Origin of the sequence: Stenotrophomonas sp. ATCM1_4 (assembly GCF_004348115.1) — a bacterium.
Taxonomy (GTDB): domain Bacteria; phylum Pseudomonadota; class Gammaproteobacteria; order Xanthomonadales; family Xanthomonadaceae; genus Stenotrophomonas; species Stenotrophomonas capsici.
In genome coordinates this window covers 3,106,708-3,130,466 of record NZ_QPFB01000001.1, presented here as the reverse complement: position 1 = coordinate 3,130,466, position 23,759 = coordinate 3,106,708, and the positions used below count along the sequence as shown (strand labels likewise).

Annotated in this window: 21 protein-coding genes; 16 read left to right on the top strand and 5 right to left on the bottom strand. The window is 67.8% G+C overall.

Annotation, left to right across the window (positions count from 1 at the left end; genetic code table 11):
* Positions 1-4: 4 nt before the first annotated feature.
* The 4 genes from ATCM_RS14475 (at position 5) to recO (ending at position 2,785) form a co-directional block, all read left to right on the top strand.
* Positions 5-385, top strand: coding sequence for a DUF4845 domain-containing protein (locus ATCM_RS14475; RefSeq protein WP_132865187.1), 381 nt, complete (start codon positions 5-7; stop codon positions 383-385).
* Positions 375-1,052 (top strand): ribonuclease III, encoded by a 678-nt coding sequence (gene rnc, locus ATCM_RS14470; RefSeq protein ID WP_132865186.1) that lies wholly within the window; start codon positions 375-377, stop codon positions 1,050-1,052. Before ATCM_RS14475 ends, rnc begins: the two co-directional genes overlap by 11 nt.
* The gene (gene era / locus ATCM_RS14465) at positions 1,049-1,948 is read left to right on the top strand and encodes a GTPase Era (protein ID WP_132865185.1); all 900 of its coding nucleotides are present in this window, start codon (positions 1,049-1,051) and stop codon (positions 1,946-1,948) included. Before rnc ends, era begins: the two co-directional genes overlap by 4 nt.
* Before the next feature lie 111 nt (positions 1,949-2,059).
* Positions 2,060-2,785, top strand: coding sequence for a DNA repair protein RecO (recO, locus tag ATCM_RS14460; RefSeq protein WP_132865184.1), 726 nt, complete (start codon positions 2,060-2,062; stop codon positions 2,783-2,785).
* A 9-nt stretch (positions 2,786-2,794) separates the two neighbouring features.
* Here recO and ATCM_RS14455 read toward each other — a convergent pair whose 3' ends face one another.
* The gene (locus tag ATCM_RS14455) at positions 2,795-3,511 is read right to left on the bottom strand and encodes a response regulator (protein ID WP_132865183.1); all 717 of its coding nucleotides are present in this window, start codon (positions 3,509-3,511) and stop codon (positions 2,795-2,797) included.
* A 124-nt stretch (positions 3,512-3,635) separates the two neighbouring features.
* Between ATCM_RS14455 and rlmD the strand changes: the two genes are divergently transcribed.
* The 9 genes from rlmD (at position 3,636) to ATCM_RS14410 (ending at position 12,236) form a co-directional block, all read left to right on the top strand.
* The gene (gene rlmD, locus ATCM_RS14450) at positions 3,636-4,973 is read left to right on the top strand and encodes a 23S rRNA (uracil(1939)-C(5))-methyltransferase RlmD (RefSeq protein ID WP_132865182.1); all 1,338 of its coding nucleotides are present in this window, start codon (positions 3,636-3,638) and stop codon (positions 4,971-4,973) included.
* A 3-nt stretch (positions 4,974-4,976) separates the two neighbouring features.
* Complete coding sequence (locus ATCM_RS14445) at positions 4,977-5,462, top strand: CYTH domain-containing protein (protein ID WP_132865181.1); 486 nt, start codon at positions 4,977-4,979, stop codon at positions 5,460-5,462.
* 285 nt (positions 5,463-5,747) lie between these two features.
* Positions 5,748-6,437 carry a DsbA family oxidoreductase gene (locus tag ATCM_RS14440; protein ID WP_132865180.1) on the top strand — a complete coding sequence of 230 codons (690 nt, stop codon included), beginning with the start codon at positions 5,748-5,750 and terminating at the stop codon, positions 6,435-6,437.
* A 66-nt stretch (positions 6,438-6,503) separates the two neighbouring features.
* Complete coding sequence (nagZ, locus tag ATCM_RS14435) at positions 6,504-7,511, top strand: beta-N-acetylhexosaminidase (protein ID WP_132865179.1); 1,008 nt, start codon at positions 6,504-6,506, stop codon at positions 7,509-7,511.
* On the top strand, positions 7,511-8,062 hold the full coding sequence (locus tag ATCM_RS14430; RefSeq protein WP_132865178.1) for a hypoxanthine-guanine phosphoribosyltransferase: 552 nt from the start codon (positions 7,511-7,513) through the stop codon (positions 8,060-8,062). The genes nagZ and ATCM_RS14430 overlap by 1 nt, the downstream gene beginning before the upstream one ends.
* A gap of 118 nt (positions 8,063-8,180) precedes the next feature.
* Complete coding sequence (locus ATCM_RS14425; RefSeq protein ID WP_132865177.1) at positions 8,181-8,927, top strand: S-methyl-5'-thioinosine phosphorylase; 747 nt, start codon at positions 8,181-8,183, stop codon at positions 8,925-8,927.
* A 90-nt stretch (positions 8,928-9,017) separates the two neighbouring features.
* Positions 9,018-9,224, top strand: coding sequence for a cold-shock protein (locus ATCM_RS14420; protein ID WP_005410590.1), 207 nt, complete (start codon positions 9,018-9,020; stop codon positions 9,222-9,224).
* Positions 9,225-9,306: 82 nt separating this feature from the next.
* Entirely contained in the window at positions 9,307-10,542 is a 1,236-nt protein-coding gene (locus tag ATCM_RS14415) for an NAD(P)/FAD-dependent oxidoreductase (protein WP_132865176.1), read from the top strand.
* A 56-nt stretch (positions 10,543-10,598) separates the two neighbouring features.
* Positions 10,599-12,236, top strand: coding sequence for an acyl-CoA dehydrogenase family protein (locus ATCM_RS14410; RefSeq protein WP_132865175.1), 1,638 nt, complete (start codon positions 10,599-10,601; stop codon positions 12,234-12,236).
* A gap of 119 nt (positions 12,237-12,355) precedes the next feature.
* On the opposite strand, the gene ATCM_RS14405 is transcribed toward ATCM_RS14410, so the two are convergent.
* The 3 genes from ATCM_RS14405 to ATCM_RS14395 form a co-directional block, all read right to left on the bottom strand.
* Positions 12,356-12,784 carry a hypothetical protein gene (locus ATCM_RS14405; RefSeq protein ID WP_132865174.1) on the bottom strand — a complete coding sequence of 143 codons (429 nt, stop codon included), beginning with the start codon at positions 12,782-12,784 and terminating at the stop codon, positions 12,356-12,358.
* Positions 12,785-12,924: 140 nt separating this feature from the next.
* A complete protein-coding gene (locus tag ATCM_RS14400; protein ID WP_132865173.1) occupies positions 12,925-13,266 on the bottom strand; it encodes a hypothetical protein in 342 nt (113 codons plus the stop codon).
* Positions 13,267-13,387: 121 nt separating this feature from the next.
* Positions 13,388-14,563, bottom strand: a complete 1,176-nt coding sequence (locus ATCM_RS14395; protein WP_132865172.1) for an acetyl-CoA C-acyltransferase — start codon at positions 14,561-14,563, stop codon at positions 13,388-13,390.
* Between the two features lie 190 nt (positions 14,564-14,753).
* Here ATCM_RS14395 and ATCM_RS14390 point away from each other — a divergent pair, with 190 nt between their 5' ends.
* A complete protein-coding gene (locus tag ATCM_RS14390; protein ID WP_132865171.1) occupies positions 14,754-17,585 on the top strand; it encodes an autotransporter serine protease in 2,832 nt (943 codons plus the stop codon).
* Between the two features lie 58 nt (positions 17,586-17,643).
* On the opposite strand, the gene ATCM_RS14385 is transcribed toward ATCM_RS14390, so the two are convergent.
* Positions 17,644-18,741 carry a Glu/Leu/Phe/Val dehydrogenase dimerization domain-containing protein gene (locus tag ATCM_RS14385; RefSeq protein ID WP_132865170.1) on the bottom strand — a complete coding sequence of 366 codons (1,098 nt, stop codon included), beginning with the start codon at positions 18,739-18,741 and terminating at the stop codon, positions 17,644-17,646.
* Positions 18,742-19,047: 306 nt separating this feature from the next.
* Between ATCM_RS14385 and ATCM_RS14380 the strand changes: the two genes are divergently transcribed.
* Positions 19,048-22,566: a methylmalonyl-CoA mutase family protein gene (locus ATCM_RS14380; RefSeq protein ID WP_132865169.1), complete on the top strand. Its 3,519-nt coding sequence runs from the start codon at positions 19,048-19,050 to the stop codon at positions 22,564-22,566.
* A 130-nt stretch (positions 22,567-22,696) separates the two neighbouring features.
* Positions 22,697-23,740 carry an LD-carboxypeptidase gene (locus ATCM_RS14375; RefSeq protein WP_132865168.1) on the top strand — a complete coding sequence of 348 codons (1,044 nt, stop codon included), beginning with the start codon at positions 22,697-22,699 and terminating at the stop codon, positions 23,738-23,740.
* Positions 23,741-23,759: the final 19 nt, after the last annotated feature.

Sequence of the window (23,759 nt, the reverse complement as noted above, 5' to 3'; positions counted from 1 at the left end):
CGCTATGAAGCACAAGCAAGGTGGTATGACGCTGCTGTCGTTCGTGATGGTGCTGGCCGTGGTCGGCTTCGCGCTGTATATCGCGATGAAGCTGTTCCCGATGTACCAGGAGTACTACGGGATGAAGTCCTCTATGAAGTCGATGGCCGCTGAACTGAGTACCGGTAGCGAGGTCGATCCGGGCAAGGCGACGGAGATGTTCTTCAAGCGCATGGACATGAACTATTCCGAGAGCATCAAGCGCGACAACATCAAGTTCGACCGCATCGACGGCGGTTGGCGGATGAACGTGAAGTACGAGGTCCGTCGCCCGCTGGTCGGCAACCTGGACATCGTTGGCAATTTTGAACATTCCCAGGATCTGACTTCAGGCAGTGGTAACTAAGACGTTCCAACGGAATGACCTGATCGGTCATCCATTCAAGGATCAGGACCTGCTCAAGCAGGCCCTGACCCACCGTAGTGCCGGCGCTCCGCACAACGAGCGTCTGGAGTTCCTCGGCGACAGCATCGTCAACCTGCTGATCGCCGAAGCGCTTTTCAGCCGTTGGCCCAAGGCCGACGAGGGCGCGTTGACCCGCGCCCGCGCCTCGCTGGTATGCGAGGGCGCGTTGGCGGTGATCGCGCGGACCCTGAACCTCGGCGAGCGCCTGACGCTGGGGCCGGGCGAGATGAAGTCCGGTGGCCACCGCCGTGATTCGATCCTGGCCGACACCGTCGAGGCGGTGGTCGCCGCGATCTACCTGGATGCCGGCTTCGAAGCCTGCCGCGCGCGCGTGCTTCCGTGGTTCGAGGCCTCGCTGGCCGCGGTGCCGGCCGGCAAGCCGGAGAAGGACCCCAAGACCCGCCTGCAGGAATGGCTGCAGGCCCGGCAGAAGCCCCTGCCGGTATACGAGCTGGTATCGGAGACCGGCGACGACCACGCCAAGCACTTCCATGTGCGCTGCAGCGTGGCTGACCCGGCCGTGACCACCGAAGGCGAAGGCACTTCGCGACGACTGGCCGAACAACAGGCGGCGGCTGCCGCGATCGAACAACTGGATCCCAAGTGAACGACACCACTTCCCATCGCTGTGGCAGCGTCGCGGTCATCGGCCGCCCGAATGTCGGCAAATCGACCCTGACCAATGCCCTGGTCGGCGCCAAGATCAGCATCGTTTCCAACCGCCCGCAGACCACGCGCCATCGCCTGCTGGGCATCGCCACCTTCCCGGAAGGCCAGCTGGTGCTGGTCGATACGCCTGGGTTGCACCGCCAGCAGAAGCGGGCGATGAACCGGGTGATGAACCGCGCCGCGCGCAGCTCGCTGGAAGGCGTGGACGCCGGCCTGCTGGTGATCGAGGCCGGGCGCTGGGACGAGGAGGACACGCTGGCCTTCAACGTGCTGCGTGACGCCGGCATCCCGGTGGTGCTGGTGGTCAACAAGGTGGACCGCCTGAAGGAGAAGGGCGCGCTGCTGCCGTTCCTGCAGGAAATCACCGTCGGCCGCGAGTTCGCCGCCGTGCACCCGATTTCCGCGCTCAAGCGCAACGGCTTGGAAGCGCTGGTGCGCGACCTGATCGGGCTGGTGCCGGAAGCGCCGCCGATGTTCGGCGAGGATGAAATCACCGACCGCAGCCAGCGCTTCCTGGCCGGCGAGCTGGTCCGTGAGCAGTTGATGCGTCAGTTGGGCGAGGAACTGCCATATGCCACCACCGTGGAGATCGAGCGGTTCGCCGAGGACGGCGGGCTGCTGCGCATCGGCGCGGTGATCTGGGTCGAGCGCGAAGGCCAGAAGGCCATCGTGATCGGCAAGGGCGGTACCCGCCTGAAGGAGATCGGTGCCAAGGCCCGCCTGCAGATGGAGCGCCTGTTCGGAGCCAAGGTGTTCCTGGAAACCTGGGTGCGCGTGCGCGAAGGCTGGTCCGACGACGAAGCCGCCCTGAAGGCCTTCGGCTACGGCGAGTAAGCCGTGAGTGCGGGCGGGGGCGCTGGCCGTTCCCCGCCTGCCCGACCCGGCATGGCCGCACGCCGTCACAGGCTGGCCATTGCCCCCTGACTACTGTCCCGGTTCCCCCCGATGCGTATCGAAGACCAGCCGGCCTACGTACTGCATGCGCGCCCCTGGCGCGAGACCAGCCTGCTGGTCGAGGTGTTGAGCCTGGAGCATGGCCGTCTGGGCCTGCTGGCGCGCGGCGTGCAGGGGCCGAAGAAGCAGGCCCTGCGGGCTGCCCTGCAGCCGCTGCAGTCGATCCGTTTCGATGCGGTGACGGGCGGTGAGCTGGCCCAGCTGCGCCGCGCCGAAAGTTGTGACGTGGCGCCGCGCCTGCACGGCCACGCCATGCTGGCCGGCTTTTATGTCAATGAACTGGTGATGCGGCTGGCGCCCCGCCAGGATCCGCTGCCGGAACTGCATGCCGCTTACGGCCAACTGCGCGCGCGGCTGGAACAGGACGGCCCCCTGGCCTGGTCGCTGCGGCGGTTCGAGCGGGACCTGCTGGAGGCGCTGGGGGTGGGGTTTGACTGGAGCAGCGCGGCCGACAGTGAGCCGATCGACCCGGCGGCCCGGTACCGGCTGGATCCGCAGGAGGGGCCATTGCGGCAGCTCAGCGAGCGCAGCAGCCAGGAGCGGCGCGCGCTGGCCACCGGTGCCGCGTTGCTGGCCCTGGCCGAGGACCGTTGCCCCGGGGCCGCCGACCTGGCCAGCCTGCGCCCGCAGATGCGCGCGGTGCTGCTGCATCACCTGGGCGGGCGTGGGTTGAAGTCCTGGGAGATGCTGGGCGACCTGAGCCGCCCGGCGGAGTAGGGCCCGCGCTCAGCGGAGCAGCGTGCCGACGGCCAGCTCGAACTGCTGGCGTGCCGGTGCCGAGCCCGGATGGGCATGCAACTGGCGTACGGCCCGGGCCAGGCGCAACGCGCCGACGAAACCGCAGCTGGCCTTGAGCCGGTGCAACTGGCTGCGGGCCTCGTCCTCGTCCTGGTGCTCCAGGGCGCGGCGCACCGCATCGCGCGCGTTGGGCAGTTCGGACAGGAACAGCTCGCGCAGGGCGCGCAGATGTGCCTGCTGCCCGTTCAGCGCGCTCAACGCCACGGTCTCGTCCCAGTCCGGGACTTCCTGGTTGTCGTCCACTTCGTTGCTGTTGGCCGCGGACTTGGCCAGCGTGCGGCGGATCGCCTTGAGCAGCGTTTCGCGGCTCATCGGCTTGATCAGCGTTTCGCTGAAGCCCGCGCGCTGCAGGTTCTGCTGCATTTCGCTGCTGGCATCGGCGGTATGGGCCAGCGCCGTCACCTGCGGATCGCGGGCACGCAGGTGCTGCAGCAGGCTCGGGCCATCGCCGTCGGGCAGGTTCACGTCGATCAGCAGCAGGTCGTAATGCGCGGATTCGGCGCGACGCAGCGCGCTGGCGAACGAATCGGCGATGTCCACCGTCGCTGGCAGCGATTCAAGGGCGAACTGGAAAAAACCTTGGCTGGTCATGTCGTCCTCGACCAGCAGCAGGTGCGGGATGGTTCCCTGTCGTTGCGTATTCATCTGCTGCCTCCATGCCAGCGTCCTTTTGCATATTAGCCGCAGGATCGTCAGGCGCAAGCGGCCGGGGTCCTCCCGGCCCGCTTCTGCGACAATACGCCCCCTTTTGCCCGCAGCCGTTCGCCACGTGGCCCGATCCAGATCCCGCATAGACAAGACCCCGTTCCAGACCGACATCCTTGACCTGAGCCACGACGGCCGCGGCGTTGCCCGCCGTGAAGGCGAGGGCGGCAAGGTGACCTTCATCAGCGGCGCGCTGCCGCAGGAAACGGTGATGGCCGAGCAGACCGGCAAGAGTCGCCATTTCGATGAGGCACGCACCGTCGAGGTGATCACCGCCTCGCCGCACCGGGTCGCGCCGCGTTGCCCGCATTTCGGCGTCTGCGCCGGCTGCGTGCTGCAGCACCTTGACGAGCCGCAGCAGATCATCGCCAAGCAGCGCGTGCTGATGGACAACCTGGAGCGCATCGGTCACGTCACGCCGGGCACCGTGCTGCCGCCGTTGTCGGGCGAGGCCTGGGGCTACCGTCGCAAGGGGCGGTTCTCGGTGCGCCGCGTCGAGAAGAAGGACAAGACGCTGGTCGGTTTCCGCGAGCAGGACCCGCGCTTCGTCGCCGACCTGGGCCAGTGCCTGACCGTGATCCCGGAGATCGGCACCAAGGTGTCGGCGCTGTCTGCCTTCATCGAGACACTGGACGGCAAGCGCGACATCCCGCAGATCGAGTTCATTGGTGGCGATGCCGCCATCGCGCTGACCGTGCGCCACCTGCAGCCGTTGTCCGATGCCGACACGCGGGCATGGGCCGCATTCGGCCAGGAGCACGGCTTCGCGATTTATCTGCAGCCCGGTGGGCTGGAGTCGGTGCACCCGCTGTGGCCGGCCGAAGGCGTACCGCTGTCGTTCGCGTTGCCGCAATGGGACGTGGAGCTGGCGTTCCGTCCGCTGGACTTCATCCAGGTCAATGCCAAGCTCAACCAGCAGATGATCGCGCATGCGCTGACCCTGCTCGACGCGCAGCCGGACGAGCGCGTGCTCGACCTGTTCTGCGGCCTGGGCAACTTCACCCTGCCGCTGGCACGCACCGTGCGCGAAGTGGTGGGCGTGGAGGGCGAGGCCGGGCTGGTGGCGCGTGCGCGTGAGAACGCGCAGCGCAATGGCCTGGACAACGCGCAGTTCTTCGCCGCCGACCTGACCCAGGACCAGCGCAACACGCCGTGGATGAAGCAGGGCTTCGACAAGCTGCTGCTGGACCCGCCGCGCTCGGGCGCGATCGACGTGCTGCAGCAGCTGCCGCTGAAACAATTCAAGCGCATCGTCTACGTCAGCTGCCATCCGGGCTCGCTGGCACGCGATGCCGGCTACCTGGTCAACGAGCAGGGCTTCACCCTGGTCAGTGCCGGCGCGATGGACATGTTCCCGCACACCGCGCACGTGGAGAGCATCGCCGTCTTCGAGAAGAGGTAAGCCATGGGCATCGAGATCGAGCGCAAGTTCCTGGTCACCAACGACGACTGGCGTGCCGCCGCGCATGCGGTCATCCCGATGGCGCAGGGCTACATCAACGACACCGCGGCGATGGACAGCGGTGCGCAGAAGGCTTCGGTGCGGGTGCGCATCCAGGGCGACGCGGCCTACCTGAACATCAAGTCGCGCGAGCTGGGCCACACCCGCCAGGAGTTCGACTACCCGATCCCGGTGGGTGACGCGCGCGATCTGCTGGCGCTGTGCGTGGGTGGGCTGATCGACAAGCGCCGCCACCTGGTCCACCACGGCGGCCTGCTGTGGGAAGTGGATGAATTCCTCGGCGACAACGCCGGGCTGGTGGTGGCCGAAGTGGAGCTGCAGAGCGCTGACCAGGCGTTCGACAGGCCGGGCTGGGCGGGTGCCGAAGTGACCGACGAGCTGCGTTATTACAACCTGGCGTTGGCCTCGCACCCGTACAGCCGCTGGTAGGAGCGGCCTCGGCCGCGAAGCGGGAAGGGCTGAACGGCGGAACGGCAGACCCCTCCCCAACCCTCCCCTTGCCGATGGGCAAAGGGCGGGGCCCAGAGCGGGCTTCGCTGTGATCTGAGCGCGCTGCACGAACCGCCCCCTCCCTTTGCCGCAGGCAACGGGAGGGCTGGGGAGGGGTGACGCTCGACCATCCCATCCACGGCACGATCCAATCCATCAGGCCGCAACGCCGACGGTGCAGACTCCGCTAGGCTGATCCATCCCCTTTGCGAAAGAAGAATCCCCATGCGCATCGACATCTGGTCCGACGTGGTCTGCCCCTGGTGCTGGATCGGCAAGCACCGTTTCGAACGCGGCCTGGCGCTGCTGGGCGACAAGGCCCCGGAGGTCGAGGTGCATTGGCATCCGTTCCTGCTGGCCCCCGATGCCGATGAAACCCCGGTGCCGCTGCGCGAGGCCTATGCCGCCAAGTTCGGTGGCGTGGAGCGCACCAACCAGATGCTGGCCCAGACCCAGTCCACCGCCCAGGCCGAGGGCCTGCCAATGGACTTCGACCAGGGCCAGGTCAAGGTGACCACGCTGCCGGCGCACCGGCTGCTGTGGCTGGCCGGGCGTGAAGGCGTGCAGGCAGCCGTGGGGGAGGCGCTGTTTCAGGCCCATTTCGCCCAGGGCCGCAACCTGGCCGACCCGCAGGTGCTGGCCGACGCGGCGGCGGCCGGCGGCATCCCGGCCGAGCGTGTGCAGGCGTTGCTGGCCTCGGACGAGGGCATGGACGAGGTCCGTGCCGGGCTGGGCCAGGCGCAGGCGCTGGGCATCCAGTCGGTGCCGACCTTCGTCATCAACGGCCGCTATGCCGTCCAGGGCGCGCAGCCGCCGGAAGTGTTCGCCGAGGTACTGGCCAAGGTTGCCGCCGAGCTGGCGCCGGCCCCGGCACAGGATGAACAGGCCTGCGGTCCGGACGGCTGCAGCATCTGACGGCGCTGGCGCCATCTGCGACAATGCACGGCTTCGCCGCCGCCTGCGGCGACCAGGAGTCTTTGCATGCTGTTGATCGGCGTCGCCGGAACCGAACTGACCGCCCAGGAACGTGACTGGCTGCAGCACGATGCCGTGGCCGGGGTGGTGCTGTTCAAGCGCAATTTCGCCTCGCGTGCGCAGGTGGTCGAGCTGACCTCGGCGATCCGTGCCGCCACCGCGCGTCCGTTGCTGGTGGCGGTGGACCAGGAAGGCGGACGGGTGCAGCGTTTCCGCGAGGGCTACGCCGATCTGCCGCCGCTGGACGGCTTCGGCAAGTTGTTCGCCACCGACCCGGAAGCGGCGCTGGCCCTGGCCGAGCAGCACGCCTGGCTGATGGCCAGCGAGATCCGCGCCAGCGGGCTGGACCTGAGCTTCGCGCCGGTGGTCGATGTCGGCCACGGCAACCTGGCCATCGGCAACCGCGCCTTCAGCGAGGACCCGCAGGCCGTGGCCGCGCTGACCGCGGCCTACGTGCGCGGCATGCACTCGGTCGGCATGGCCGCCACGCTCAAGCATTTCCCCGGGCACGGCACGGTGCGCGAGGACACCCACGTCGATACCGCCGTGGACCCTCGCCCGCTGCAGGCAATGGAAACGCATGATCTGGTACCGTTCCGCGCAGGCATCGCCGCGGGCGCCGATGCGGTGATGATGGCCCATGTCATCTACCCGCAGGTCGCGCCCGAGCCGGCCGGCTATTCGCCGCGCTGGATCAACCAGATCCTGCGCCAGGACATGGGCTTCCGCGGCGTGGTGTTCTCCGACGACATCGGCATGGCGGCCTCGTTCGCCGCCGGTGGCGTCAAGGCCCGGGTCGATGCCCACCTGGATGCCGGTTGCGACGTGGTGCTGGTCTGCCACCCGGAACTGGTCGAAGAATCGCTGCAGGCCGTGGCCGGCCGCAGCTTGAATACCGCCGCGCTGCTCGGCCTGATCGGCCGTGGCGCGATGGGTTGGGGCGGCCTGCTCGCCGATACCCGCCATGGCGATACCCGTAACCGTTTGCTTGAAAACCTTGGAAGAACTGTCTGATGTCCAAACTCACTCTTGAACAAGCGGTGGCCCAGGCCGACCTGCTGGTCGACCGTCCCACCATCGACAAGGCCATTGCCGGTATCGCCGACGCCATCGCGCGCGATTACAAGGGCGAGGTCCCGGTGTTCCTGTCGATCATGAATGGCGCGCTGCCGTTCGCCGGCCAGCTCGCGCTGGAACTGGGCGCACGTGGCCAGGACGCGCAGTTCGATTACATGCAGGCCTCGCGCTACCACGGCGAGACCGGCGGCGAGCTGGTCTGGAAGCACCGCCCGGTGTCGGCGCTGTTCGGCCGTCGCGTGATCCTGGTCGACGACATCCTGGACGAGGGCTTCACCCTGCAGGGCGTGCGTGACTGGTGCATGGAGCAGGGTGCCACCGACGTGCGCATCGCGGTGCTGACGGTCAAGCAGCACGACCGCTGCCTGGCGGGCGTCAAGGCCGACTACGCCGGTGTGAACCTGCCGGATCGATTCGTGTTCGGCTTCGGCATGGACGTGGACGAGTCGCTGCGTTCGCTGCCGGCCATCTACGCGATGAAGCAGTAACAAGCACGAAGCCGCACCCGGACCGGACGGGTCCGGGTGCGTGCTGTCCAAACGTGGGGCCGGTCGTGCGCGGGCGCGGCCCGGCCCCATTGCGTACCCGTACCTTCAGGAAACAAACATGGAACCCATCGCCCTGGCCGTGATCGGCGGCACCGGTGTCTACAAGCTCGCCGCCCTGGACGATGTCCAGGCCCATGAGGTGGAAACCCGCTACGGCGCTCCGTCCGGCCCGGTCCGGGTCGGACTGCTCAACGGCCAGCGCGTGGCCTTCCTGGCCCGCCACGGCGAGGGCCATTCGATCCCGCCGCACAAGATCAACTACCGCGCCAACCTGGCCGCGCTGCAGCAGCTGGGCGCGACCCGGGTGCTGGCACTGAACACCGTCGGTGGCATCACCGAGCAGTTCGGCCCGCGCGTGCTGGCCTGCCCGGACCAGTTGATCGACTACACCTGGGGCCGTATCTCCACGCTCAGCGAGGAGGAAGGCAGCGAGGTGCTGCACGTGGACTTCGGCCATCCGTACACGCCGTCTTTCCGTGCCAAGGTGCTGGCCGCCGCGCAGGCCAGGGGCGTGGTGGTGCAGGACGGTGGCTGCTACGGCGCCACCCAGGGGCCGCGCCTGGAGACCAACGCGGAAATCGCGCGGATGCGCCGTGATGGCTGTGACCTGGTGGGCATGACCGGCATGCCGGAGGCGGGTCTTGCGCGTGAACTGGGGCTGGAATACGCCTGCCTGGCGATCATCGCCAACTGGGCCGCCGGCTGCGGCGACGCCGGGGAGATCACCATGGCCGAGGTGCTGGCCAACGTGGACGCCGCCTCGGCGGGTTTGCCGACTTTGGTCGGAGAACTGGCCCGGGGGTGATTGTCTTCCCGGCCCAAGCTTTGCATACTCCGTCCGTGCGCTTCATTCAGCGTGCATCAATCCATTCATCGAACAAGGTCTCGCATCACCATGCCGAACGGTACCGTCAAGTGGTTCAACGACGCCAAGGGATTTGGCTTCATCTCACCGGAGGACGGCAGCGCCGATGTCTTCGCGCACTTCTCCGCGATCAATTCCAAGGGCTTCCGCAGCCTGCAGGAAGGCCAGCGCGTCACGTATGACGTGACCCAGGGCCCGAAGGGTGCCCAGGCTTCCAATATCACGCCGGCCGAGTAATCCACTCGGTTGTGCCGAAAAAACCCCGCTGAGGCGGGGTTTTTTTTTTTAGTGGCCGTGGCCGGGCCAGGGAGAACTGGAAATGCGCAAGTCGTTGGATATCGCCATCGTCGGTTACGGCACGGCCGGCCAGTCGCTGGCGGTGCTGCTGAGCCGGGACGGGCACCGGGTGCAGGTGTTCGAGCAGGTGCCGCGGCCGGGGCCGGTGGGCGCGGGCTTCCTGCTGCAGCCGACCGGGCTGCAGGTGCTGTGGCAGATGCAACTGCTGCCGCAGGTGTTCGCGCATGGCGCAGTGGTGCGCCGCCTGTATGGCGAGACGCCGTGCGGGCGGGCGGTGATGGACATGACCTACGCTGGGCTGGACCGGCGCCTGTACGGCGTGGGCATGCAGCGCGGCGCCCTGTTCGCGCTGCTGGACCAGGCCTGGGATGCATCCGCGGCGCTGCATGTGGACAGCCGCATTACCGCCATCGATGACAGTACCCGGCGCGTGCAGGACCAGCATGGCCACTGGCATGGCCCGTTCGACCTGGTGATCGCCACCGACGGTTCGGCGTCGGGCCTGCGTGCGCAGGTGCGGGGTACGCGGCTGGACCGCGTCTATCCGTGGGGCGCCCTGTGGTGCCTGTTGCCGGCCGATGACTGGGCATTCGCCGACGAACTGCGGCAGCGCTACGTGGCCGCGCGCAAGATGATCGGGCTGCTGCCGGTGGGGACCCGCCCGGGCGACGACACGCCGCGCCTGAGCTTCTTCTGGAGCCTGCCGCGTGATGGCTTTGCGGCCTGGGAGCAGGCCGGGCTGGCGCCGTGGCTGGAAGAGATCGCGCAACTGTGGCCCGAAGCACGCGCGCGTCTGCACGGTGTCACCGTGCAGTCCCAGTTGGCGCGGGCCAGCTACCGCGACGCGGTGATGGACCGCTGGTACCGGGGGCGGCTGGTGCTGGCCGGCGACGCGGCCCATTCGATGAGCCCGCAGCTGGGCCAGGGCGTGAACATGGCGCTGCTGGATGCGCTGGCGCTGCGCGACGTGCTGCGCGCCGAGGACGACGTCGATGTGGCGCTGGCCCGCTACCAGGCGCAGCGCAAGGCGCACGTGGGCATGTACCAGTTCTGGAGCCGCTGGCTGACGCCGGTGTTCCAGTCCGACCGCGACTGGGTGGCGCGCGCACGCGACCTGTTGTTCAAGCCGATGGGGCGCATGCCGGGCGGCCGCGGACACATGCTGCGCGTGCTCAGCGGCACCCAGCACGGCCTGTTTGGCAGGTTGCCGCTGGAGGAGGCCTTCATCGCCGCGTTGCAGGAACACCACGGCCGTTAGCACGCCCTTGGCGGGCATGCGGCAGAATCGGGCGTCAGACCCAGGGAGCCGACGCCATGTCATCGCAGCCGCCACCGTTCGAAACCCACGTCGTCGACAACCAGGTGCCCCCCTTCGGCGGGCGGGACCTGTGGCAGGACGACCTGGCCCTGCAGCAGGCGGTGGTGCGCGAGGGTGCGGCGTTCTTCAGTGCCGAACTGCGCCACTACGGCGCGCTGGCCGGCGGCGACCTGTACCGCGCCGGTTTCGAGGCCAACCGCCAGCGCCCGCAGTTGCGCACCCATGATGCGCAGGGGCATCGCATCGATACGGTGGATTTCCATCCGGCATACCACCAGCTGATGGCCACCGCCAAAACCCACGGCGTCGCTGGCCTGTCATGGCATCGCCCGCGTCCGGGCGGGCATGTGGCGCGGGCGGCGCTGAGCTACCTGCACCACCAGGCCGAGGCCGGGACCAGTTGCCCGTTGACCATGACCCATGCCGCGGTGCCGGTGCTGCGGCAGGAGCCGGCGCTGGCCGACTGGGCCGACAAGGCCGCCGCGCCCTTCTACGACCCGCGCGACCTGCCGATCGGCGACAAGGTCGGCATCACGCTGGGCATGGGCATGACCGAAAAGCAGGGCGGTTCGGACGTGCGCGGCAATACCACCACGGCCACGCCACTGGCCGCCGACGGGGAATACAGCCTGGTCGGCCACAAGTGGTTCTTCTCGGCACCGATGTCCGATGGCTGGCTGGTGCTGGCGCAGGCCCCCGGTGGCCTGACCTGCCTGCTGATGCCGCGACGGTTGCCGTGCGGCCGTCGCAATGCCTTCCACCTGATGCGGCTGAAGGACAAGCTGGGTGATTGGGCCAACGCCTCCAGCGAAGTGGAGTTCTGCGGGGCGTGGGCGCGGCGGGTGGGCGAGGAAGGGCGGGGCGTGGCCACCATCATCGAGATGGTCATGCTCACCCGCCTGGATTGCATGCTCGGTGCGGCGGCGGAGATGCGCATGGCGCTGGCACAGGCGCTGCACCATGCCCGGCACCGGCGCACGTTCGGCAAGCGGCTGGTCGAACACACGCTGATGGCCAACGTGCTGGCGGACCTGGCCATCGAATCGGAAGCGGCCACGTCATTGGCGATGCGGGTGGCACGGGCGGTGGACGCCGCCCCGACCCAGCCGGCCGAGGCCGCGTTCGCGCGCATCGCCACCGCGATCGGCAAGTTCTGGGTCTGCAAGCGCGTTCCCGCGTTCGTCAATGAGGCCCAGGAATGCCTGGGCGGCGCGGGCTATGTCGAGGAGTCGATGTTGCCGCGGTTGTATCGGCAGGCACCGTTGAACTCGATCTGGGAAGGCAGCGGCAACGTGCAGTGCCTGGACGTGCTGCGTGCATTGGCGCGCGAGCCGCGCGCACTGCAGGCGTTGCTGGATGAACTGCAGCAGGCCGAAGGGCAGGGCGGGGCGTATGACGCTGCGCTGGAGGCGCTGCGCGTGCAACTGGCCGCCGGTGAGGTGGCCGAGGCCGATGCGCGCTCGCTGGTGGCACGGTTGGCGGTGCTGCTGCAGGCCGCGGTGCTGCGGAAAGCCGGCAGCCCGCTGGCGGAGGCGTTCGTGCAGTCGCGGGTTGCGCGCAGCGGTGGCGTCTACGGGCAACTGCCCGCCGACCTGCCCTTCGAAGGGATCCTGGCGCGCGCGTTGCCGGCCTGAACCGTTCGCCGTTGCCGCTGCGGCGAAGCCGCCGCATGGGGCTGCTTCGGCCGCAAGGCTTCGGGCCTGCGGGAAGAGCGCCACGCGGCCGCGCTCAGGCGGCCGCGTGGCGGTTCACGTCAATGCTTGGCTTCTTCGGCCTTGGCGCGCGCGTCCTGGGCGACGTCATGCGCATGGTCGGCAGCCTTCTGCGCGGCGTTGGCGGTTGCCGCGCTGGCGTCGGCGGCGGCCTGCTTGGCTGCAGCGTCGGCATCGGCGGCGGCTTCCTTGGCGGCACTGCCAGCGTCGCGGGCAGCCTGGGCGGTGGCATCGGCCGCCTTGTCCAGCGCCTGCTGTGATTCGGCGGCGGCATCACGGGTGGCCTGGGCGGCTTCGTGCGCGGCATCGCGGGTTGCATCGGCAGCCGAGTCCGCCGCGTTGCGTGCCGCGGCGGCGGCATTGTCGGCAGCGGCGGCGGCATCACGCTTGGCCTGCTCGGCATCGGGGTTGTTGCAGGCAGCCAGGGCCAGGACCAGGCTGGTGGCCAGCAGCGGGGTGAGCAGCTTCATCGTGTCTCTCCTTGTGTGGGAACCCGGCCACAATCTAGGGCGGCACGTATTCAGATCTTGTCAACGCGCCGGACACCGGCAATAAAAAAAGCCGCTGGCGAACCAGCGGCTTTTCAAGACAAGCGTGGAAGCAGAAGTTATTACTTCTTGGCTTCTTCAGCAGCGTCCTTGGCTTCAGCAGCGACGTCCTTGGCGGCGTCGGCAGCGTCGGCAGCGGCGCCGGCAGCGGCGTCGGTGGCGGCGCCAGCAGCAGCCTGGGCAGCGTCGCCAGCGGCGTCAGCAGCGGTGGCGGCGGTGTCGGCAGCAGCCTGAGCGGCGTCAGCGGTGGCGGCGCCAGCGGTGGCAGCCTGGTCAGCAGCAGCCTGGGCTTCGGTGGCAGCCTGGTTGGCGTCGGCGGCAGCGTCAGCAGCCTGTTCCTGCTTCGAGCAGGCAGCCAGGGCCAGACCCAGGGTCATCGCGATCAGCAGCTTGTTGATGCTCATTTGTGAATCCTCGTCGTGAAATTTGGCAACGCGCCATTGCGCGCCGGGAACATGATGACAAGCCCATTTGGGGTGTCAAGCGGGTACGCATTCAGGTTTGAGAAAATCTGAGAAATTCCAATCAGATCAATTCGATGGCAATTGCGGTTGCTTCGCCGCCGCCGATGCACAACGATGCGACACCGCGCTTGAGGCCGCGCGTGCGCAAGGCATTTACCAGCGTAACCACCAGGCGCGCGCCCGAGGCGCCGATCGGGTGGCCCAGTGCGCAGGCACCGCCATTGACGTTGACCTTGTCGTGCGGAATGCCCATTTCGCGGATCGGCGCCATGGCCACGACGGCGAAGGCTTCATTGATCTCGAACAGGTCCACGTCGGCCACATTCCAGCCGGCCTTTTCCAGCACCTTGCCAATCGCGCCGAGCGGGGCGGTGGTGAACCATTCCGGCTCCTGCGAGAAGGTGGCATGGGCCACGATGCGGGCCAACGGCTGCACGCCACGCTTGGCGGCATCGTCGGCCGAGAGCAGGACCACCGCGGCGGCGCCGTCGGAAATGCTGGACGAGCTGGCGGCGGTGACGCTGCCGTCCTTCTTGAAGGCCGGGCGCAGGGTCGGGATCTTGGCGATGTCCGACTTGCCGGGCTGCTCGTCCTGGTCCACCTCGACCTCGCCCTTGCGGGTGGCGACCTTCACCGCAACGATCTCGTCGTTGAAGGCACCGTTGGCCTGGGCGGCCTGGGCGCGCTTGACCGACTCGATGGCGTAGGCGTCCTGCTCCTCGCGGGTGAAGCCGAACTTGCTGACGGTGGCTTCGGCGAACACGCCCATGGCCTGGCCGTCGTACGGGTTGGTCAGGCCATCCCATGCCATGTGGTCCACGGCCTGGAAGTTGCCGTAACGGTTGCCGGTACGCGAGTTGGGCAGCATGTGCGGGGCGTTGGACATGGACTCCATGCCGCCGGCCACCACGATGCTGGCCGAGCCGGCCTTGATCAGGTCATGGCCCAGCATGATGGCCTTCATGCCCGAACCGCAGACCTTGTTGAGCGTGGTGGCGCCGGTGCTGATCGGCAGGCCGGCGGCCAGTGCGGCCTGGCGGGCCGGGGCCTGGCCCAGGTTGGCGGGCAGCACGCAGCCCATGATCACTTCGGAAACGTCGCCAGCGGCAACGCCGGACTGGGCGAGGGCGGCGCTGATCGCGGCCGAACCAAGGGTCGGGGTGGGGACGCCGTTGAACTGGCCAAGGAAGGAGCCAATGGCGGTGCGCTTGGCGGCGGCGATGACGATGTCGGACATGGGCAATCTCGGTTATACCTTGCGGCAATTATCGAACGTCCCCGGTGGCAGGCCCATTGGACCATCGGCACATCCATCAGGGGGACGGACTGTCGTTGCAGTATAGAAGGTGGGGATGACCGGGCCGATTGCCGGTATTACCTGAATTGGCAATTGCATCGTAAGGCGCTGCGTGCGCCGGGAGAGGGCGATGACGACGAAGACGATCCGCCACGGGCTGTCGGTGGCCTTGGTGCTGGCGTTGGGGGCATGCGGCGGTGGAGGTGGCAGCAAGTCCAGCCCGCCACCGGCGACCCCGCCGCCCACGCCCGATCCGCCGACCACGCCCCAGCCGGCGTTCGATGCGCACCTGGCCTTGACCAACACGCGTGCTGCACAGGCCCGTGGCCTGACCGGCAAGGGCCTGCGCATCGGTGTGGTTGATTCGGGGGTGATGCGCAATCACCCGACGCTGGCTGGGCGGGTGTTCGCCAACTACACCTACCTGGATTCGCCGCCCAACAACCTGGCCGTCGATGACGTGGTGGGGCACGGCACCACGGTGGCGCAACTGGCCGCGGGTGCGGCCGCCGGCAGCTGGCCCGGAGGCGTGGCGCCAGGGGCGGAAATCGTGTCGGCGCGGATCATCGCCGACGAGAGGCCCCGCGATGATGGTACCGGCCAAGGCAATGAAGTCACCGGGGCCCTGGGCATGGCATCGGTGCACCAGGACCTGATCAATGCCGGCGTGCGCATCATGAACAACTCCTGGGGCGGGCTGTACTGGACCCGCGCCAGCGCGACCGCCGCGATCGCCGCCGAGTACCGCCCCTTCGTCGTCGACCACGACGGGCTGGTGGTGTTCGCCACCGGCAACGAGTCGCGTGGCAACCCGTCCGACACCGCCGCATTGCCGAGCAAGGCCGGTGTGGACGGAAGCCTGCCGGCAGCGGACCTGGAACGCGGGTGGCTGGCGGTGGCGGCGCTGGATACCGCCAAGCCAACCCAGTTGGCCAGCTATTCCAATGCCTGCGGCGTGGCGAAGAGCTACTGCCTGGTGGCACCGGGGACGGCGGCCTTCGTCGGCCACGAGAGTACCGCCGGCAACCTGCAGTACTTCTACGGCAGCGGCACCTCGTATGCGGCGCCGTTGGTGTCCGGTGCCGCCGCGCTGGTCTGGGAGGCGTTCCCGTACTTCAACAACGACCTGGTGCGACAGACCCTGCTGGGTACGGCCACCGACCTTGGCGCGCCGGGCCCCGACACGGTGTTCGGCTACGGCCTGCTCAACGTCGGCAAGGCCGTCCTGGGGCCGGGCAGGTTCGATTGGGGCGATGTGACCGTCAACGTCGATCAGACCGGGCTCGATTCGACATGGCGCAACCCGATCAGTGGGGCTGGCGGGCTGGTCAAGACTGGCGTCGGTGCGTTGGTGCTGACCGGCACCAACAGCTATGCCGGCACAACCCGCATCGAGCGCGGCACGCTGGCCCTGCGCGATGGCGGCTCGATCCGTTCAGCGGTCACCATCACCGCGCAATCCACTCCGTCCGCCGCTGCGCTGCAGTTCATGTCCGGTGACAATCGGGTGACGGGCAACGTAGACAACGGCGGCAGCGTGATCCTGCTGGCCGGGGACGGCACGGGCACGATCGAAGGCAACTACCTGCAGCGCTCCAATGCTCTGTTGATGGTGGCGCTGGGCACGCAGGCGTTGCAGGTCACCGGCACGGCGACCCTGGCCGGCGGCGTGCAGATCAACGGGATGGTCGGTGGTTATGTGGCGCAGGATGGCAAGCGCCAGGACCTGGTCCAGGCGGGTGGGGGCGTGAGCGGCGAATTCACCTTGGCACCGGCGGTGAACGGCAACACGGGCCTTAGCCTGCTGAAAAGCCATTACGGATACGACGCCAACCACGCCTGGCTGGTGCTGGACCGGGTCAGCGTGACCCGTGCTGCAGCGGCAGCCGGAGCAGGGAGCGCGGCGCGATCGTCCGCACAGCGCGTGGAGCAGGCGTTCGAACTGCTGGATGCCGACGCGACGGCGCAGGCATCCCCGTTCGCGACGGCGGCAGCAGCGTTGCAGCGGGTGGATGGCGGTTTCGCGGGGTTGGAGCGGAGCCTGGAGAGCCTGTCCGGACGTGCCCATGCCGCTGCAACGACAATGACCTTCGACAGCATCGACATGCAGCGGCGTGCGCTGTCCAGCCAGTTCGCCGGCAAGGGCGCAGCCCCGGCAGCTGACGGGACCTGGATGCGCGCGCTGGGCGGCGGAGGGCAGGGAGGGTACCTGGGCAGCGACTACAACGTCGGTGGCTGGATGATGGGCAGTGATGTCGCCATCGCCGGCAACGGGGTACTGGGCTTCGCCTTCGGCCAGACACGCGCCAACGATGCCGGCGGCACGTCACTGGAGCGGAGCCGTGACCGCCAGACACAATCGCAGGTGTATGCCGGCTGGGGGTTCGGGCAGGCCTATCTGCTGGGCCAGGCCGGGTTCGGCCGGTTCCAGCGGGAGCTGGACCGGGGCCTGTTGCTGGGCAGTGAGCGCGCTGGCGTGCAGTCGCAGTACGGCGGCCGGTTCCTGAGCGGCAGCATCGAGAGTGGCTACCGCTTCGGGACAGCGGCGAGGCAATGGATGCCCTACCTCGGCGTGGAGTACGCGCGCATCGACAACGACGCTTTCCATGAGCAGGGCGGCCAGGGCTTCGGCCTGCGCAGTGAGGCCTGGAGCAGCCGCCGCCTGCAGGCCTTGGCAGGCATGCGCGGTAGCTACCGCTGGAAACGCGTTGCCCTCAACGGGTACGCCGAATGGCAGCAGGCCCTGCAGCAGAGCGGTCTGGCCCTGGATGCCCGTTTCGTCGGCATCGATGCCTGGGCACCGTTGGATGGCGTGCAGCCGTGGCGTTCGGGTGGCCTGTTCGGGGCGTCGCTTGAGGCATGGATGAGTGCACAGGCGCGGTTGTCGCTGGGCTATGACCAGCGGTTTGGGCCGCGTGCTGAAAACCGCCAGGTGTCGCTGCGGCTTGCCCGGGAATTCTGAGGAATCGGGGGCGGAAGTGAGGGCGCGCGGGTGACGGCGGCCCTCATCCGCGTCCGGCTTACTCGCCGCGCAGGCGGTTCATCCGCGGGGTGGAACGGCCCATCGGCATCTTCAGCTTGCCGATGGCTTCCAGCCGGGCTTCGGCGATGCGGTCGGCCGCGCGCTGCGGGGAGACATCCTCGCGCTCGGACTGGTCGAAGATCCTGCCGAGGTTGTGGTAGATGCTGCGGATCAGGCGCATCGCGCGTTCGCGGTTGTAGCCGTCGATCTCCAGCGACACGTTCATCACGCCGCCGGCGTTGACCGCGTAATCCGGGGCCCACAGCACGCCGCGCTTGTACAGCTCGTCGCCCACCGCATGGCTGGCCAGCTGGTTGTTGGCGGTGCCGCAAATGACCTTGACCTTGAGCCGGTCCAGCGTGGCCATGTCGATCGCGCCTTCCATCGCGCAGGGCGCCAGCACGTCGGCGGCGACATCGTAGATGGCGTCGGGCTTGACTGCCTCGCAGCCGTACTCGCTGACCGCGCGCTGCACCAGCACCGGGTCCAGGTCGGTCACGTACAGCTTGGCTCCGCGCTCGCGCAGCAGCTTCACCAGCTCCATGCCGATATGGCCCAGGCCCTGCACGGCGATGCCGAGCTTGCCGATCTCCTCGTGCCCGAACTGGCGCTTGACCGAGGCCATCAGTGCCTGCAGGGCGCCATAGGCGGTGAACGGAGCCGGATCGCCGGAGCCGCCATGGACCTGGTGGACGCCGGTGACGTAGCCGGTCTCCAGGTAGATGTTCTCCATGTCGTTGACGTCGGTGCCGACGTCCTCGGCGGTGATGTAGCGCCCGCCCAGGGCCTCGACCTGGCGGCCGAAGGCGCGGAACAGCACCTCGCTCTTGTCGGTGCGCGGGTCGCCGATGATCACCGCCTTGCCGCCGCCGACGTTCAGCCCGGCCAGCGCGTTCTTGTAGGTCATGGTCCGGCTGAGCCGCAGCACGTCGCGCAGGGCGTCGTCGGTGTTGGCGTAGGGGCGCATGCGCACCCCGCCCAGCGCCGGGCCCAGCGTGGTGTTGTGGATGGCGATGATTGCCTTCAGGCCGGCTTCGCGGTTCTGGCAGAACACGACCTGTTCATGGCCGGAAGTCTCGAGGGTTTCGAAAAGCATGGAAGCTCCGATGGCGTTTGTTGCCACAACGTCAGTGATCCTGCAGGCAAACGGCAGGCCGGAAAACAAAAAATGCGACTTCCTCGTGTGCAGGACGGGGGTCGCGGGCCGCCATTCTAATCCATTCCCGGTAGGGGAATGTTCAGGACGGTAGTACCCGACTGGGCGCTTGGCTTTGCCCAGACAGGGCGCGTCGCCATCACCCGATAGCGCAAACGGCGAAAAGGTCACGCTGCGCTGCAACCTGACCTGCCGCGCGCGCGGTTCTATCATCGGTTTCAACAGAAACCGGATGTTGCACGGCCCATGAGTACTCCCGCCTCCCAGCTCCCGCAAGTCCAGCCGGAGTCCACCCCGCTGCGCTTCGTCACCGCCGCCAGCCTGTTCGATGGCCACGACGCGGCGATCAACATCATGCGCCGCCTGATCCAGGCGCAGGGCGCGGAGGTCATCCACCTGGGCCACAACCGCAGCGTCGAGGACGTGGTGCGGGCGGCGCTGCAGGAGGACGCCGACGCGATCGCGCTGTCCTCCTACCAGGGCGGCCACGTGGAGTACTTCAAGTACATGGTCGACATGCTCAGGGAGCGTGGGGCCGGCCACATCAAGGTGTTCGGCGGTGGCGGCGGCACCATCACCCCCGAGGAGATCCGCGAGCTGCAGGCCTACGGCGTGGAGCGCATCTACCACCCCAATGACGGCATGAAGATGGGGCTGGTGGAGATGATCGAGGACGTGGTGGCGCGCGCGGGCAAGGCGCGCGACGCCCGCGCGGCGGAGTCCGGCGACACCGCCCCGGCGATCGAGGACGAGATCGGCATCGGCCGGGTGCTGTCGAAGCTGGAGGACGGCGACCATTCCGAGGCGGAGCTGGCGCACCTGCGCAAGCAGTGGCAGCTGGCCTCCGGCAGGACGCCGGTGGTGGGCATCACCGGCACCGGCGGCGCCGGCAAGTCCTCGGTGACCGACGAATTGCTCAACCGCTTCCTGGCCAGCTTCCCGCAGATGCGCATCGCGGTGATCTCGGTGGACCCGACCCGCCGCCGCACCGGTGGCGCGCTGCTGGGCGACCGCATCCGCATGAACTCGCTGCGCTCCAAGCGCGTGTACATGCGCTCGATGGCCACCCGCCGCCAGCACGCGGCGATCAACACCGTGCTGCGCGACTGCATCGGCTTCCTGAAGTCGCTGCAGTTCGATCTGGTGATCGTCGAGACTGCCGGTATCGGCCAGAGCGATTCGGAGATCGTGGACCTGGTCGACTTCCCGATGTACGTGATGACCAGCGACTTCGGCGCGCCGAGCCAGCTGGAAAAGATCGACATGCTCGACTACGCCGAGCTGGTGGTGCTCAACAAGTTCGACAAGCGCGGCGCCGAGGATGCGCTGCGCGACGTGCGCAAGCAGTGGAAGCGCAACCGCACCGCCTTCACGATGAAGGACGAGGACGTGCCGGTCTACCCGACCATCGCCAGCCAGTTCAACGACCCGGGCATCAGCTGGATGTTCGCCAACCTGTGCCGCCTGCTGCGCGAGAAGGTCAAGGCCGACGCCGGGCTGCAGCCGCGCATCGATACGACGCTCAAGGAGCCGCGCGCCACCGTGCTGATCCCGGGCAGCCGCGTGCGTTACCTGGCCGAGATCGCCGAGCAGGGCCGTGGCATCAACGCCCGCATCGACTCGCAGGCCGAGGTGGCCGAGCGTGCGCAGAGCCTGTGGCAGGCGCTGAAGGAACTGGGTGATGCGGCATTGCCGGGCGCGCTGGATCTGTACCCGGCCGATGCACTGACCGAGGCGGGCGCCGACAACAGCATCCGCACCCTGCGCCAGCGCTACAACGACGCGGTGCAGTCGCTCGACTCCGAAGCACTGCGCCTGTTGCGCGAGTGGCCCGCACGCCTGAAATCGATCACCGAGCCGGTCAATGAGTACCAGGTGCGCGGCAAGACCATCCGCGTGGAGAACTACCGCGAGTCGCTCAGCCACCAGCAGATCCCCAAGATCGCCGCGCCCACCTACCGCAGCTGGGGCGAGCTGCTGGTGTTCCTGCAGAAGGAGAACCTGCCGGGCTCGTACCCGTACACCGGCGGCGTGTATCCGTACCGCCGCACCGGCGAGGACCCGATCCGCATGTTCGCCGGCGAAGGCACGCCGGAGCGCACCAACCGCCGCTTCCATTACCTCAGCGTCGGCCAGCCGGCCGCGCGCCTGTCCACCGCCTTCGACAGCGTGACGCTGTATGGCGAGGACCCGGCGCCGCGCCCGGATATCTACGGCAAGATCGGCAACTCCGGCGTCAACATCCCCACGCTGGACGACATGAAGAAGCTGTACTCCGGCTTCGACCTGTGCGCGCCGACCACCTCGGTGTCGATGACCATCAATGGCCCGGCGCCGATGATCCTGGCGATGTTCATGAACACCGCCATCGACCAGCAGGTCGAGAAGTACCTGCAGGAAGACCCGGTGCGCTGGGCCGAGGCCGAGGCGAAGATCGCGAGGATCTTCGAAGGCCGCACCCGACCGCAGTACCACGGCGAGCTGCCGCCGACCAACAACGGCCTGGGCCTGGCGCTGCTGGGTGTCACCGGTGACCAGCTGGTCGATGCCGACACCTACGCGCGCATCAAGGCCGAGACGCTGTCCACCGTGCGCGGCACCGTGCAGGCGGACATCCTGAAGGAGGACCAGGCGCAGAACACCTGCATCTTCTCCACCGAGTTCGCGTTGCGGATGATGGGCGACATCCAGCAGTACTTCGTCGACCACAAGGTACGCAACTTCTACTCGGTGTCGATCTCCGGCTATCACATCGCCGAAGCCGGCGCGAACCCGATCAGCCAGTTGGCCTTTACCTTGTCCAACGGCTTCACCATCGTCGAGTACTACCTGGCGCGTGGCATGAAGATCGATGACTTCGCGCCCAACCTGTCGTTCTTCTTCTCCAACGGCATGGACCCTGAGTACACCGTGATCGGCCGCGTGGCGCGCCGCATCTGGGCACGGGCGATGCGCGAGCGTTATGGCGCCAACGAACGCAGCCAGATGATGAAGTACCACATCCAGACCTCCGGCCGCTCGCTGCACGCGCAGGAGATCCAGTTCAACGACATCCGCACCACGTTGCAGGCGCTGTATGCGCTGTTCGACAACTGCAACAGCCTGCACACCAACGCCTACGACGAGGCGATCACCACGCCGACCGAGGAGAGCGTGCGCCGCGCGGTGGCGATCCAGATGATCATCAACAAGGAGCTGGGGCTGAACTTCTGCGAGAACCCGTGGCAGGGCAGTTTCATCGTCGACAAGCTGACCGACATCGTCGAGGAGGCCGTGTACAAGGAGTTCGAGGCGATCAGCGAGCGCGGTGGCGTGCTGGGCGCGATGGACACCATGTACCAGCGCGGCAAGATCCAGGAAGAGTCGCTGTACTACGAGCACAAGAAGCACGACGGCAGCCTGCCGCTGGTCGGCGTCAACATGTTCCTGCCCAAGGAGCATGCCGGCGAGGTGGCCACCGAGATTGAGCTGATCCGCTCGACCGAGGAAGAGAAGGGCCAGCAGATCGAGAACGTGCACAACTGGCAGCGCAACCGCAATGCGCTGGCACCGGCCGGCGAGACCTCGCATTCGCATGAGGTTGAAGGCGTGGCGGCCGATGAAAGCGATGTGCATGACGGCCATGGCCTGGCGTATCTGCAGAAGACCGCGCGTGATCGCCGCAATGTGTTCGAAGCGTTGATCGAGGCGGTCAAGACCCACAGCCTGGGGCAGATCAGCCATGCCCTGTACGACGTGGGGGGCGAGTACCGCCGCAACATGTAATCGAAGCGGGTAGTGCCGAGCCATGCTCGGCACGAAGCCGGCAGTATCGGCAGGGCCGCAGCGGAGCGTGGCCCCGCTCTACCGCGGCGCGCTGTTACTCTTGTGCTGACTCCCGGTAGCAGGCAGCAACATGGATAGACGGCGTTTCATCGGTGGTACCGCCCTGGCAGCCACGCTGCCGCTGCTCGGCCTGCAGGGCGCGATGGCAGCGCCGCGTGGGCGTCTGCTGCCGCCGGCCCTGAACAAGGGCGACACCGTCGGGCTGGTCAGCCCGTCCTCGGCCAGCAGCGATCGATTGAGCCTGCAGCTGGCGCGCGAAGCGATGGAAGCGTTCGGCCTGAAGGTGAAGACCGGCGCACACTACGACGCGCGCCATGGCCACCTGGCCGGTACTGATGCCGAGCGCGCCGGTGACCTCAACGCGATGTTCGCCGACACGCAGGTCAAGGCGATCGTCTGCGTGCGGGGTGGCTCCGGTGCCGCGCGGCTGCTGCCGTTGCTGGACTACGACCGCATCCGCGCCAACCCCAAGATCCTGCTGGGGTACTCGGACATCACCGCCCTGCACAGCGCCATCCAGGCCCGGACCGGGTTGGTGACGTTCCATGGGCAGATCGGCTCGGGTACCTGGAACCGCTTCAACGCCGACCAGTTCGAGCGCCTGTTCTTCAAGCGCGAGCTGATGCACTACCAGAACACGGTGGTGGATGCCGACGACGAGCTGGTGCCGCGCCGCAACCGCACGCTGACCCTGCGCGGTGGCACGGCCCAGGGCGAGTTGGTCGGCGGCAACCTCACCGTGCTGACCGCCTTGGCCGGGTCGCCGTACCTGCCGGACTTCACCGGCAAGATCCTGTTCCTGGAGGACGTGGAAGAGGCGCCTTACCGCATCGACCGCATGTTCAGCACGTTGAAGCTGATGGGCGCGCTGGACAAGGTCGCCGGCTTCATCTTCGGCGAATGCACCGATTGCACGCCGGGCGACGGTTACGGCTCGCTGACGCTGGACCAGATCTTCGACGACTACATCCTGCCGCTGAAGATCCCGGCCTATCGCGGTGCGATGATCGGCCACATCCGCGAGCAGTTCATCGTGCCGGTCGGCGGCAAGGTGGCGATGGATGCCGATGCCGGCACATTCGAACTGCTGGAGCCGGTGTTCGCAGGCGCGTGAGTGGCAACGGGCGCAGCGA